This window comes from Paenibacillus sp. D2_2 (assembly GCF_031199965.1).
In the GTDB taxonomy this organism is placed as follows: Bacteria; Bacillota; Bacilli; order Paenibacillales; family Paenibacillaceae; genus Fontibacillus.
This window is the reverse complement of the sequence record NZ_CP133605.1, coordinates 4,712,133-4,725,241: the sequence shown is the minus strand read 5'-3', so window position 1 is coordinate 4,725,241 and position 13,109 is coordinate 4,712,133. Positions and strand designations below refer to the sequence as shown.

9 protein-coding genes and 3 pseudogenes are annotated in these 13,109 nt (G+C 44.8%); 8 read left to right on the top strand and 4 right to left on the bottom strand.

Annotation, left to right across the window (positions count from 1 at the left end; translation table 11 throughout):
* Positions 1 to 62: 62 nt before the first annotated feature.
* Positions 63 to 2,018, bottom strand: coding sequence for a GTP-binding protein (locus RE628_RS24115; RefSeq protein WP_309155676.1), 1,956 nt, complete (start codon positions 2,016 to 2,018; stop codon positions 63 to 65).
* 237 nt (positions 2,019 to 2,255) lie between these two features.
* Here RE628_RS24115 and RE628_RS24110 point away from each other — a divergent pair, with 237 nt between their 5' ends.
* From RE628_RS24110 to nrdG, 3 genes and pseudogenes are all read left to right on the top strand, one after another.
* Positions 2,256 to 3,203 carry a DUF1848 domain-containing protein gene (locus RE628_RS24110; RefSeq protein ID WP_309155674.1) on the top strand — a complete coding sequence of 316 codons (948 nt, stop codon included), beginning with the start codon at positions 2,256 to 2,258 and terminating at the stop codon, positions 3,201 to 3,203.
* Positions 3,204 to 3,371: 168 nt separating this feature from the next.
* A pseudogene (nrdD, locus tag RE628_RS24105) lies at positions 3,372 to 5,551 on the top strand (anaerobic ribonucleoside-triphosphate reductase).
* On the top strand, positions 5,551 to 6,057 hold the full coding sequence (gene nrdG, locus RE628_RS24100; RefSeq protein ID WP_309159556.1) for an anaerobic ribonucleoside-triphosphate reductase activating protein: 507 nt from the start codon (positions 5,551 to 5,553) through the stop codon (positions 6,055 to 6,057). Before nrdD ends, nrdG begins: the two are co-directional and overlap by 1 nt.
* A 47-nt stretch (positions 6,058 to 6,104) precedes the next feature.
* Here the strand turns inward: nrdG and RE628_RS24095 are convergent, their stop codons facing one another.
* The 3 genes and pseudogenes from RE628_RS24095 to RE628_RS24085 form a co-directional block, all read right to left on the bottom strand.
* On the bottom strand, positions 6,105 to 6,941 hold the full coding sequence (locus RE628_RS24095) for a YitT family protein (protein ID WP_309155672.1): 837 nt from the start codon (positions 6,939 to 6,941) through the stop codon (positions 6,105 to 6,107).
* Between the two features lie 225 nt (positions 6,942 to 7,166).
* Positions 7,167 to 7,661, bottom strand: coding sequence for a cation:proton antiporter regulatory subunit (locus RE628_RS24090; protein ID WP_309155671.1), 495 nt, complete (start codon positions 7,659 to 7,661; stop codon positions 7,167 to 7,169).
* 540 nt (positions 7,662 to 8,201) lie between these two features.
* Positions 8,202 to 9,478, bottom strand: a pseudogene (locus tag RE628_RS24085) (ArsB/NhaD family transporter).
* A 549-nt stretch (positions 9,479 to 10,027) separates the two neighbouring features.
* On the opposite strand from RE628_RS24085, the gene RE628_RS24080 reads away from it, so the two are divergent.
* From RE628_RS24080 to liaF, 5 genes and pseudogenes are all read left to right on the top strand, one after another.
* Complete coding sequence (locus RE628_RS24080; protein ID WP_309155670.1) at positions 10,028 to 10,339, top strand: hypothetical protein; 312 nt, start codon at positions 10,028 to 10,030, stop codon at positions 10,337 to 10,339.
* A 59-nt stretch (positions 10,340 to 10,398) separates the two neighbouring features.
* A complete protein-coding gene (locus RE628_RS24075; RefSeq protein WP_309155669.1) occupies positions 10,399 to 11,061 on the top strand; it encodes a PspA/IM30 family protein in 663 nt (220 codons plus the stop codon).
* Positions 11,062 to 11,097: 36 nt separating this feature from the next.
* Positions 11,098 to 11,574, top strand: a complete 477-nt coding sequence (locus RE628_RS24070) for a PspC domain-containing protein (protein WP_309155668.1) — start codon at positions 11,098 to 11,100, stop codon at positions 11,572 to 11,574.
* A 67-nt stretch (positions 11,575 to 11,641) separates the two neighbouring features.
* A pseudogene (locus tag RE628_RS24065) lies at positions 11,642 to 12,279 on the top strand (PspA/IM30 family protein).
* Positions 12,280 to 12,385: 106 nt separating this feature from the next.
* Positions 12,386 to 13,036: a cell wall-active antibiotics response protein LiaF gene (liaF, locus tag RE628_RS24060; RefSeq protein WP_309155667.1), complete on the top strand. Its 651-nt coding sequence runs from the start codon at positions 12,386 to 12,388 to the stop codon at positions 13,034 to 13,036.
* Positions 13,037 to 13,109: the final 73 nt, after the last annotated feature.

Below are 13,109 nucleotides of genomic sequence, written 5' to 3'. Positions count from 1 at the left end.
GTCATTGGATGAGAAAAGCCGCTCTATAGTTAGTGGACGTAGAGCGGCTGTACGGTAGTTGATTACTCTTTCTGGATAATACGATGGATATCAAGCAAATATGCCTTGCGATTTAGTGGGTTAGGCCGACCTCTGCATTTTTCCGGAGGTGCACCGATAATGGGATGATACTCTCCTGGCTTGGTAGAGAGGAAGCCTTCCCCCTTCGTGAAGGAATACAGCTCCTGCTTCAACGAATCAGTATTGCGTACTGGAATAGTTCCTTGAAGACGATATCCGTCCGATTCTGCCGCGGGGGCCAAAAATGTAGCTTGCTGCTGGATCAGATAAGACAGGGCCTTATTCAAGCTGAATTCTGGAATATGAAGAAAGTAGTCGTGATAAGGCTCGTAGACCTGAGTCCCCGCCTCATTAAGTGCCTTCATCAGAACTAAAGGTACGAGACTGCGAAAATCGCCAGCGGTTGTAACCGGACTGGAGTAACCTGTGTGTGTTAGGGTGACGATCAAGTCTCTTACTTCCCATCCATGCAGCCCTTCACGAAGCGTATCTTCAACGGTCTCCTTTATCGATCTTTGGAAAGGCAAGGGCAGTGAGCCGAGCTCCACTTCCAGACGATATTGCAGCCCTGAGCCTGGAGTACCAGGTTCAATCCGGAATCCTACCGTAGCATTGAATGGGTTGCCTGCTTCGCTAATCAATTCGAATGCGGCCCCAGGATTGATCGGTCTCTCAATGCATATGATTTCGGGATTGGAGAAATTCGCAGCAAGGTCAAACTCACTTGCTAAAGTATCTTCAATGACTTCTTTTTGAATATTCCCAAAAATTTTGATGCTCATTTCGCGGGTTACAGGGTTCTGTGTATATTGAATAAATGGGTCTTCCTCAGTTAGCTCCAGCAATGCTTCATGAAGTCTGTGTATATCTGCTTGCTGTTGAGCAGTAATCCGAATCCGAATCGGTGGTTCTTGGAAAGCAATGACCTTCATCTGCTCGGATCTACGTCCGAGAATATCACCGATCTGTAAATCTGAGCCGAATAGCACAGCGATATCCCCACTGTGTACACAGTGAGTTGAAATTCTTCCACCGCGATCCAGTGTTTCGAGTTTCTTGATTTTGAAGCTAAATGTATCTTCAGAATTTGCCCGATGAACCGTAATGTCATTACGTATGGTTAGGCAGCCTTCATATACTCTGAGATATACCAATCTCTCACCAGCGTCGTTCTTTCCTATTTTGAAGACTATAGCTGACAGAGGAGATTCGTCATGATGAAGATTGATCGGGAAGAACTTCTGCAAATACTCTAAAACTCGATCTACGCCAATTCCAAGGGCCGCAGATCCCGCAAGAATGGGGTAGACTTTAGCCGTCCGGGTCTGTATGCATAATTCCGTAACTAGCTCGCTGTTCTGGATCGCAACATTGTTAATATAGTCGGACAATAGATATTCATTATACAGGGACAAGCGTTCCACCCATACATCCGTATCCGGCAGACGATCTGTAACCGTAACGGCCGGACTGCCTTCATTATTAACCTCCGACAGCTCGATAACCGCGTCTGTAAGGAATCGCCTGATTTCCTTCATCACCTTGTTGTAATTCGCACCAACACGATCGATTTTATTCATGAACAGAATAGTCGGAATTTGAAGCTTGTTTAATGTGTTCATCAGAACTTTGGTTTGAGCCTGTACCCCTTCGACAGCTGATATGACGAGAATTACCCCGTCCAAGACGCTTAGGGAATGCTCAACTTCGGAGATAAAATCGGCATGACCCGGTGTATCAATCAGATTGATCTTAACGTCGCCGATCCAGAAGGATACTGCAGATGCTTTAATTGTGATTCCCCTTTTCCGTTCTAGTTCCAAGGAATCCGTTACTGTATTTCCTTTATCCACGGAGCCAACTGAGCGGATAATTCCAGTCTCAAGAAGGATTCGTTCCGTCAAAGTTGTTTTTCCAGCGTCAACATGGGCAAGTACCCCTATATTTATTGTTTTCATCGTATAACCTCACTATTTTATTCATTAGATGGAATGTTCCTTTCGTCATTTGATTATTGAATTGCCGCATGTACAACGCCTCCATTTATTTAAGATGAACTTAGTGTAGCATTATTTGAATCTTTATAATGATCGAATGTGTAAATATATGTAAATAATGAATGGAAACTTTAGTTATAGTTGTTTTCGGAATGGGGAACTCTTAGAATAAGGAGAATAGAACCTAGAGGAAGGCAGGTGGACAGATTGATAATTAGTGCCAGCAGAAGGACGGATGTTCCCGCATTTTTTGGAGAATGGTTCATGAAGAGGATTGAGGAAGGTTACTTTTACAGGGTGAATCCGTTCAATACGAAGCAGGTTAGCGGCTTTAGCCTGAAGCCGGAGGATGTGGATATGATCGTGTTCTGGACGAAAAATCCAAGACCTTTTTTGAAGCATCTGTCTACCTTGGATGCCAAGGGCTACAGTTATTATTTTCAATTTACGCTAAATGACTATCCGTCCGAATTCGAGCCGAATCTTCCGTCTCTGGATAACAGGGTAGAGGTATTCCAAAAGCTAAGTCAGCAAATCGGAGCGGATCGAGTTATTTGGCGCTATGACCCTATCATTGTCAGCAGCTTAACGCCAGTGGAGTATCATTTGCAGCGGATTGAAGCTTTGGCGAAGCGTCTGAACTCATACACGCATCGGTTAGTAATCAGTTTTATGGATTTTTATGGAAAGACGGAGAATAAAATAAAAAAGCAGCCAAGCTTGAGAGAGGTATCCTTTACAGATATTACGGAGCCAGAATATAAGGATCAGCTTGAAGCGATGGCACAGCAGTTAAGCCGTATTGGTCATGCTAACGGAATGAAGGTTGAGACATGCGCTGAGTCTGTGGAACTGGAACATTGCGGTATTCAGCATGGGAGCTGCGTTGATGGGGAATTGATCTCTACGTTACTTGGCAGAGATATTCATGCTCGTAAGGACAAAAATCAGCGGGGAGCTTGTCAATGTGTCGAATCGGTGGACGTAGGGGTATACAACACTTGCAAGTTCAACTGTATGTATTGTTATGCTGTGCAAAGTGAACAAGCGGTGGATAAGACATTGAAGCATCATGATCCAGACAGTCCATCATTAATCTATCAATATGATCAAGAGATCGAGATAAGAGGTAGTTCAAACACGTAATAATTAGGAAATCGTATTTCTTTATCTTCTTCATGACCGATTGTCAAGTGTTCATCATCACCGTACAAATTTTTTCATTGTGTTATACTCTCTGGGCATGTTTGATAACAGTGGGTTTGGCCCTTAGCAGAAGGGTATTCATAAAAAAATGTACGAAGGATGAACTTAATGCTAGTAATTAAACGAGACGGGTCAGAGGTAGCGTTCAATCAGCAGAAAATTATTGATGCGATTTGCGCAGCCATGAACCATACGGAGAAAAAGGTAGATTTGGAGCTTGCACATAAATTAGCGGACAAGGTAACGCACAAGATCTCCAAACTTGATAAAGTGGACATTGAACATATCCAGGATGAAGTTCAATCTGCACTTATGAATAGTAGGAGAAAAGACGTCGCCGAGGCATATATCGGCTATCGTGAAATCAGGACATTGAAGCGGCGTGAACGCAGCAGCCTAGATCGGAAGGTGCTCGGGCTTCTGGAGCTGACGAATGAAGAGGTACTGAAGGAGAACTCCAATAAAGATGGAGCGACGATTCCGACACAGCGCGATTTGCTAGCCGGAATTATGGCCAGGATTTCGCCCAGACTTATATGATTCCGAAGCAGGTGGTCGAGGCTCATAATAGCGGTGATATGCATTTTCATGATCAGGACTACAGTCCATATTTCCCTATTTATAATTGCATGTTGATTGATTTGAAAGGGATGCTCGAGAATGGATTCAAGCTCGGCAATGCTCAGATTGAGACGCCAAAATCAATCACCACAGCGACAGCCATTACTGCGCAGATTATTGCTCAGGTGGCAAGTCATATTTACGGTGGAAATACGATTAATGAAATCGATAAGATTCTGGCGCCTTATGTTCTGGAATCGTTCAAGAAGCATTATCACAGGGGCCTGGAATGGCTCTATATGCTGAATGAGTCCGAGATCAACGAGCTCGATATCTGTTGGGAGAATACTGAACTGCATGAGAAGTATCCACGCTGCTTAGAGTACGCGAAGAAGCTGACGGAGAAGGAGACCTTCGATGCATTCCAATCTCTTGAATATGAGATTAACACACTTGTTAGCGCTAATGGGCAGACGCCATTTAGCACGTTTGGCTTTGGCCGCGGCTTATCCTGGGCGGAGCGCCAAATTCAGATTTCTATTCTACAGAACCGAATCCGCGGTCTTGGTAGAGATGGGAAGACAGCTATTTTCCCTAAGCTAATCTTCGCGATTGAGGATGGCGTTAACTTGAAGCAAGGCGACCCTAACTATGATATTAAGCAGTTGGCTTTGAAATGCAGTACGCTGCGGATGTATCCGGATATCATATCTGTGCCGAAGGTGCAGGAGATTACGGGTTCTTTCAAATTCCCAATGGGCTGTCGTTCTTTCCTTGGAGTATATGAGGAGAATGGAGAGCTGCTGCATGACGGACGATTCAATATGGGGGTTGTGACCGCTAATTTACCTCGTATCGCCATTCGTGCCCAAGGCTCGGAGGAGAAGTTCTATCGTCTTCTGGACGAACTGTTGGAGACCTGTAAAGAAGGCCTGTTCTATCGTATTGAGCGGTTAAAAGGGGTTAAGGCTAAGGTCGCTCCGATTCTGTATATGGAAGGTGCCGCGGGCAGCCGGCTTCAGGCGGAAGATACGATCGATCATTTGTTGGAGAATGGCAGAGCCAGCATTTCGCTTGGTTATATTGGGATTCATGAGACGATGATGGCCTTATATGGTAGATCTTTGTTTGAAGACGATACGCTTCGTGCCAAAGGTCTGCAAATTGTTAAATATTTGAGCCAAAAGGTTGCAGAGTGGAAGGAAGAGACCGGGTACGGCTTCAGTCTGTATTCAACACCGGCGGAATCGCTATGCTACCGCTTCTGCAAGCTTGATGAGGAGAAATTTGGCGTAATTTCTGGTGTAACGGATAAAGGGTATTACACGAACTCCTTCCATCTTGACGTGAATAAAAAAGTGACTCCGTTTGAGAAGATTGAATTTGAGAAAGAGTATCCGCAGCATGCAAATGGTGGCTTTATCACTTACTGTGAGTTCGACTCCTTAGTGCATAATCCTGAGGCACTGGAGGCTGTATGGGATTACGCCTATGAAAGAGTGCCTTATTTCGGGACGAACACACCGACGGATAAATGTCTGGAATGCGGATATGAAGGGGAGTTCGAGGCGACCAATAGCGGATTCCAATGTCTGAACTGCGGGAATAGCAATCCGAAAACTTCATCAGTCATCCGGCGTTGCTGTGGATATTTATCCGAGCCAAGCCAGCGTCCATTCAATGCCGGTAAACAGAAGGAAGTTCTGTCCCGCGTGAAGCATATGTGATGACCATGTATATTGCCGATTATAAGAAGTTTGATGTCATCAATGGAAGAGGGCTGCGACATTCGCTTTTTACCTCGGGCTGTACGCATCACTGCAAGGGATGCTTCAATGCGGCTACCTGGAATTTCAACTACGGGACGCCTTATACGAAGGAGCTAGAGGATCGGATCATTGCCGATCTAAACATGCCGGATGTGAAGATTGCAGGGCTATCCATATTAGGGGGCGAACCTTTTCAGAATGTAGAAGGTCTGTCTGGGTTAATCACAAGGATTCGCCATGAATGCCTCGGGAAAGATATTTGGATCTGGTCTGGATATACCTTCGAGGAGATTGTTGCTGACGCAGATAAGCTGAAGCTGTTATCAGACTGCGATGTTCTGATCGACGGTAAATTTATGCTAGAAGAACGTAATTTGAAGTTGAAGTGGCGTGGCTCGAACAATCAGCGAGTTGTTCATATCAAGGAAAGTTTACAAGCAGGGAAACCTGTCTCATACGAATAAATAAGAAGAAGCCGCTCTTCCCATTATTGGGAGGAGCGGCTTCTTAATTAGCTTTTGATTGTTATTTCACTATGTGGATCGCAATTTTTGACAACGGATTTGAGACGGCTAAGCTCCCAGCGATGGCATTTGCAATGGAGTAGAGCATTTTGACTTGAGGACGCTTCCTCATAGCTGGAGTCACGGTTCAAATAAAAGGCGATCTCTTGCCGAATTTCTTCGCTTTTACGGCTACTGATCATTACAGAGACATGGATTCTTATACCACGAAGCGACAGTTTGACCGATTCAAAGACGAAGATATAAGCGATGACCGAATGAGTTGCCTGTTCAAAGCCTATCAGCCAAATGGCACTGACGAATATCAGGCAGTTGAACAGCCAGATCAACGCATCAGTGGATAACGACCATTTGGAACGTAGCCAATCAAATAACTTCTCTGATGCATCCAGAGCCCCGCCGAAGCGAATAGCGAGACCGACGCCGAAGCCTAACGATAATCCGCCAACAAGTGCGGCCGGAACTGGATTACTGGTAAGCGCCGGGAAGGGATGGAGCATAAATGATCCGAGTGATAGTACGAGCAGACCCAGGATGGATAGAGATGTGAAGCCGCCGATTTTCCAGCGCTGCAACATGATCAGCGGCAGATTGAGCAGAAATAAGAACAGGCCAAGCCTCAATTCTGTATAGAAGGCGAGCAATGCTGATAGACCGGTCATTCCGCCTACGATAATTCCGTGTGGCATCAGAAATAGCTCCAGACCGATAGAAGCGAGTAACGCTCCTGCAATGACACCCAATACCTTTGAAAGCTTGGAGTCGGGAACTTTAGAGTGAAGTTGCCGCTTCACGGGAGAGAATAACGTGAATTTGCTGTTCAAGTTCATTTCCCCTTTCCAAACCGTATTGCCTGGCGGGATAGTAAGGAGAACTATCCAGATGCAGCGGTTTAGGAAGGACTTACTCTTCCTGAAGTTACTTTGTTAGGCCAGGCGTTTACGATAGCGTAGATCAAATTTAAATATATTGTCCTGCCGGATTAAATCAGGCTGGCGGTAGCACTTAGGGTCTACGCCAACCTGATCTAAAATCCGATATACTCTAAATCAAGAAATTCCACTCAATAATATCTGTCTAATCTGTTGCTGATGAAGATGCTCGCCAAGAACGACTACCAATGCATCCGAAGTAAGTAGTAAATCCGGTCCTGGATTGATGTGTTTGGAATGGTTCTTCTCAATTACCGCGATAATGGTAGCTCCAGAGCGCTGGCGAATGCGCAGGTCACCGATCGTCTTGCCGATCGCTTTATATTGAGGATCAAGTCTGTACCATTCAATAATAAGATCACCAAGAGCAACTTCGATATTTTCGAGAGCAGTCGGTTTATAGGTTATTCCACCAATAATAGCTGATACATATCTTGCCTCATCATCGTTAAGTGTAACCAGCGAATTGATCTCGTCATGATCATCTCTGTCATAATGGAACACTTCACGTCTGCCGTCATCATGGATAATAATAGCAAGCTTATCTCCGCTTTTGGTTTCGACTACGAATTTTTTACCGATTCCGGGCAAATCCGTTTCTTTGAGATTCATTTATTTCAGACCTCCAGTTTTATAAATACAAATAAGGAAAAGCGTATAGCAATATATCCCTCCGAAAATGTCACAAGCAACAAATCGACAAGGATTCTTGTGCTTAAGCCACAAACTTGCTGGTAAATTTTATAGGTGCTAAAAGGGTGCGCTTTAGGCGCAGAGAGAAAGCGGTCGAAAGGAATCTCTAGGTATGGTCAGCAAATAATATGCCGCAATTGACAGTACCAAGAGAAATTGAACAAATGCTTTCTCGAGGGGAAGTTTATTCGGAAAAAATGTATTAGCTCTTGCAACATGACGGGTATGGTGGTCTGACTTAAATATATGCTTGTAGATCTTCTTTTGATGTATACCCTGCGAGTAGGCTTTTTCTCCGGTAAAATGAATCAGAGAGACAGACATGACCAAGGCGAGACAAATTAGAAATATGATTGCGACATATTTTCTATTTCTCGTCGTCACAGCTGCCCCTCCTTTTGATAGTTAGATACCTTAAAGATAGCATAAAATTCTTGATATCTCAAAAGAAAAGAGTCGTTAGAAATACCTCAATAGGATGTAAACGCTGGAAATTACAATTGACAACAGCATGAATGGAAAACCGTATTTTAAAAACTTCATGAAGCTTATTGGCTCGTGTTCTTTGGCAGACATTCCGGCCGCAATCAAGTTTGCACTTGCTCCGATTAAAGAACCGTTGCCCCCAAGACATGCCCCAGCGAGAGACTCCACCACAATGGCTCAAGATTAGAAATCCCCATGTTGCCCATATCCTGAATCATCGGGATCATCGTAGCTACAAAAGGAATATTGTCGAGAAAAGCTGATGCGATCGCGCTAAGCCATAGAATCAACATTGAGCTGAGCAGCGGATCTCCTCCGGTCAAGTGTACGGCCCGCTCCGCGAGTAGCTTGATCGTTCCCGTCTCGACAAGCCCACCAACAAGGACAAATAGTCCGATGAAGAAGAAGATTGTCGGCCATTCTACGGAACTAAATGCTCTCTCCATGACTTGCTCTCCGGTTAGAAGAAGGAGAAGGAAAGCCCCGGTTAAGGCGACTGTCGCCGATTCCAAATGGAAGCTCTGATGTAAGAAGAAACCTAATAATGTTATACCCAAGATGATCAACGATTTAATCATCAGCTTGGAATCCGTTATTAGACCGTCTAGCTTCATGTTCATAATGGCCTTCTGATTCTCTTCAGATGTTGTCATTCCTTTCTTGAAAATAACAGTGATCAATGGAATCGTAGCAACCATGATAAAGATAACCACTGGAGCGAGATTCGTAATGAATGAAATAAAAGTCAGATCCTTGGCGGCGCTACCGATCATAATATTCGGTGGATCGCCGATTAAGGTTGCCGTACCGCCGATATTTGAAGCGATGATCATAGAGAAGACGAAAGGGAACGCCTTGATCTCGAGCTTGCGGGTAATACTAAAGGCGATTGGAACCATCAGGATAATGGTCGTTACATTGTCAAGAAATGCAGATCCCACCGCCGTAATAATCATAAGCAAGCATAGAATCATTACAGGTTTGCCCTTGGCCTTCTTGGCCGTCCAGATACCTATATAATTGAAGAGCCCTGTCTCGGCCATCGTATTAACGATAATCATCATGCCTATCAATAGTCCAAGTGTATTGAAATCGATGTGATGAATAGCCATATCCTGATTAATGATACCGAGAATGAGCATGAGTGCTGCACCGATCATAGCAATCACGGTACGGTGAATCTTCTCTGAAATGATGAGCGCATAGGTGAGCAGGAATATTCCGATGGCCCATATTGCTTGATGTTCCATGTTTACCTCCCAAATGATGACAGCTAGGAACGCCATTAGTTTTCCACGTGCAGGCTATGCTATCCAGATAATGGATTTCAAGACAAAAAAAGAGCCCGCAACATGGCAGGCTCCTCCGTTAACTGTCGTCTTAAGTTGTATTAAATCTGTTGTGTAAATTACACTGCTTTATATTCTATTATAAATGGTTACGAATGTAAATACGGTGTTTCAAATCGCGTTGGAAACAGTGTATTCATAAAATGTGTGTTCAAATAGATCGGTTTTCAGCACCGAGAAGGTTGGATGAAGCTAGGGTCTGAGGAGCGGAGCGTACGTAGTAGGTACGTGAGCACCGGAAGACCCGGTGAATTCAAGATTCGACGTCGAGTCCGCTCCTAGGTATACTTCGTGATCAAAATCGATATTTTTGAACTACCTCTCTAAGGTCTGATTGTATCCCCGACTTAGGTCTAGTATAAAGAACCGTCCCGGTCCGTTTTGAAGAAGCTTGATTCGACCTACAATATAGACATAAGGTTAATCAATTTGAAAGGCGGTGAATATGGAATGAGAACCAACAGGTCAAATGGTCTTGCGGTTATACTAATTGCTCTGGGCGCTCTGATCCTGCTCGGCAAGTTGTCCCCGCTTCTGGGAACTGTACTCGGCGGCTTGTTCGGAATATTGTTCGCAGTTGCGATGGTTGCACTAGGCTATTACGGAATCCGCCGTGGAAATGCATTTTTTGGATGGATCGTCCTGATCTTCGGGATCCTGTCCTTGATCTCTAAATTAGCCTGGTTGATCGTACCGGCAATTGGTATTGGTATTATCATCTACGGTGTCTCCTTACTTAGAGGGAAGAACCACGGATATTGATGTGGATAATGAATTTACTTACGAACGTACTACCGATCGTATAGGAGGGAAGGAAAGCCATGAGCGTGTTTCGTAGAGTGCGAGATATTACATTAGCGAATTTGAATGAATGGTTGGAGGAATCACAGGACCCTGTAAGATTGATCGATCAGTTCCTGATCGAGACCCGCCAGGAGATTGCTGAGGCTGAGAAATTGCATTACCAATATGCCGGCCATACCAAGCAATTGAAGCAGCAAGTTGATCAAGCCAAAGTGATGCGTGATAAACGTGAAGAACAGGCACTGCTTGCCCTCAAGGCTGAGGAAGAACATCTGGCCAAGCTCGCGCTTCAAGAGAAGATGCTGTATGAGGAGAAAATTACTCAGTACGCTGATCTTTATGAACAAAGCCGGCAGTCGCTGCAGGATCTTGAGAGTCAGTTGAATGAATTAAAGACCGAATATCAGGTAGTCTATAGTAAGAGACAATATTATTTCGCAAGAATGGAAACACTTCGCTTGCAGCAGCGCATGAATCAGCGGATGAATGGCTTTGGAACACAGGATGTTCCCAAGATGTTCAATCGTCTGGAGGACCGGGTATCCGATATGGAATGGGAAGCCCGCAGCCTTCGCGAACTTCGCAAGACAGGACAGGATTTCGTAACCCAAGCGAACTCTACGCTTGATGATGAGCTCTCTCGTCTGAAGCAGAAGCTGCAAGGCAAGGGAGAGGAGTGAGCTTATGGATAGATTGTACCGCTCAAGACGTGACAGATGGTTCACCAGTTGCTTGGCGGATTAGGTGAGAAATTCGGAATAAGTCCTGCATTACTTAGAGTAGTAATGATCTTCAGTGTATTCTTTACGGGCGGGACGACGATCATGATCTATCTGATTGCCTCCCTAGTCATCTCCAAAGAACCATATATTCCCCGTGACCCGTATTTTAACAGCGGGTGGCAAAATAGCGGGGGGTACGGTAACGGTGGTAACGGTGGCTTCGGCGGACCTGGCGGAGGATCACCAGGCAGCCCAGGAGGAAGTGGAAGCAACTTTGGCGGGAATGGTCGGTCATATGGCGGCAATTTCTATAACGGTCCGTCAGGACAATTCGGCAGTTCAGGAGTTAACTCCGCTAACCGCGGGAGTTCGGATTTGGACTCTATGATGGAAGACATTGAAATGAAAGCAATGAAAAAAGAACTCGAGGAGCTTCGCAAGAAGGTCTCCAATTACGAGAAGGGAGAATAATAAAATGGGAGTTTTCAAAAGAATTAAGGATATTACAAAGGCGTCTGTTAACGATATGCTCGATAAGGTGGAAGATCCAATTGTCATGTTGAATCAGTACTTGCGTGACATGGAGAAGGAAATCCGTGATGCTGAGGTGACAGTTGCCAAGCAAATGGCGGATGAACGCAGAATGAAGCAGCGCTTGGAGGAGGCTGTACGCATCTCGGCACAGAGAGAGGCTCAAGCGGAAGTTGCTCTGAAGAATGGCCAAGAGGAAGTTGCCGCAGATTGCTGGAAGAGAAAATCCACTATGATCAGAAGCAAGCTGAATTCAGCCAATTGCATGCCAGTTCTGAAGCTCATGCTGCTGAATTGAAAGAACAGCTTCATGAAATGAAGGATGAATTCTACAAGCTGCGTAACAAACGCAATGAACTCGTAAGCCGTGCACAAATGGCTAAGGCGAGAAAGCAAATGTCGCAAGTCAGCAGCCTACATTCCATCGACAACGGCAGCGCATCGGTCGGTTTCCAACGCATGGAAGAGAAGATCATGCAAATGGAAGCAGAAGCTGAAGTGGCAGGCGTGGTATACCGCAGAGAGCCGTCTACGACCTATGTAAACCCAGCAGATGCCGAGAAACAACTGAAGGTAGACGCACAATTGGAAGCCTTGAAAGCTAAGCTTAATACAACCCCAGCGGGTGAAGAGAGCGCAGAATAATAGCTACAAGTCTCAAAGACAATATGTTATGCTAGACGTGGTGAAGCCATACGGTAGAATATACCGTTATGGCTTTTCCAACTCTTAGAACGGCAGGAGGTGCGACATGGATAAGCGAAAAAGACTCTTGGCCGCAGGATTGATTGCTCTCGGCGTTATGATGATATTCGGGAAAGGGCTTAGCTTCTTTACCATTGTTGCGCTCTTCTTATTGGGCTATGGCATATATAAGGTTCGCCAAGGAGAGGACGTAAAGACAGGATATATCCTGCTTGCCGTTGGTGTAGGTTTGATCCTGCTGAACAATTTCATGCTGGTCGTAGCCATTTTGATGATCTCACTTGGTTTTTATTATGCGAAGGTACGCAAAGTCCAACCGCATGGCAGCTATACTCAAAGGCAAAATATTACTTCTTCCGTCCATTGGGATCGCGATCCCTGGGTGCTGCAGAATACGAGCATGTGGCATATTCTTGGTGAATTAGATATTGATCTGTCACTAGCGATCATGGAAGGTCCTCATCATGTATTGATGTTCCAAGGGATCGTCGGTGACATTGATATGAGCTTATTCGAGGGTTATGGAATTGAAATCGAAGCCTTTGTACTCTTCGGGCAAATCGAATTGGGACAAGAACGTCGAACAGGCATATTGAATCGGGTGAACTGGAGATCGCCGAACTATGATACCTGTGAGCAAAAAGTGAAAATAATGATCTCCTATGTTGTAGGAGATATTGATATACGGATATCTTAAAGAGGTTATTCCAAAAGTCCACTCGCCTTTCGGAACACGTACTTATACTAGTAAACAGAGGAGGATCTGCACC

Bases quoted from the DNA above. Each gene is read 5' to 3' on its own strand.
- RE628_RS24115 (WP_309155676.1), bottom strand. From the start codon at position 2,018: ATGAAAACAATAAATATAGGGGTACTTGCCCATGTTGACGCTGGAAAA.
- nrdG (WP_309159556.1), top strand. From the start codon at position 5,551: ATGACCATGTATATTGCCGATTATAAGAAGTTTGATGTCATCAATGGA.
- RE628_RS24090 (WP_309155671.1), bottom strand. From the start codon at position 7,661: ATGAATCTCAAAGAAACGGATTTGCCCGGAATCGGTAAAAAATTCGTA.
- RE628_RS24080 (WP_309155670.1), top strand. From the start codon at position 10,028: ATGAGAACCAACAGGTCAAATGGTCTTGCGGTTATACTAATTGCTCTG.
- RE628_RS24075 (WP_309155669.1), top strand. From the start codon at position 10,399: ATGAGCGTGTTTCGTAGAGTGCGAGATATTACATTAGCGAATTTGAAT.
- RE628_RS24070 (WP_309155668.1), top strand. From the start codon at position 11,098: ATGGTTCACCAGTTGCTTGGCGGATTAGGTGAGAAATTCGGAATAAGT.
- liaF (WP_309155667.1), top strand. From the start codon at position 12,386: ATGGATAAGCGAAAAAGACTCTTGGCCGCAGGATTGATTGCTCTCGGC.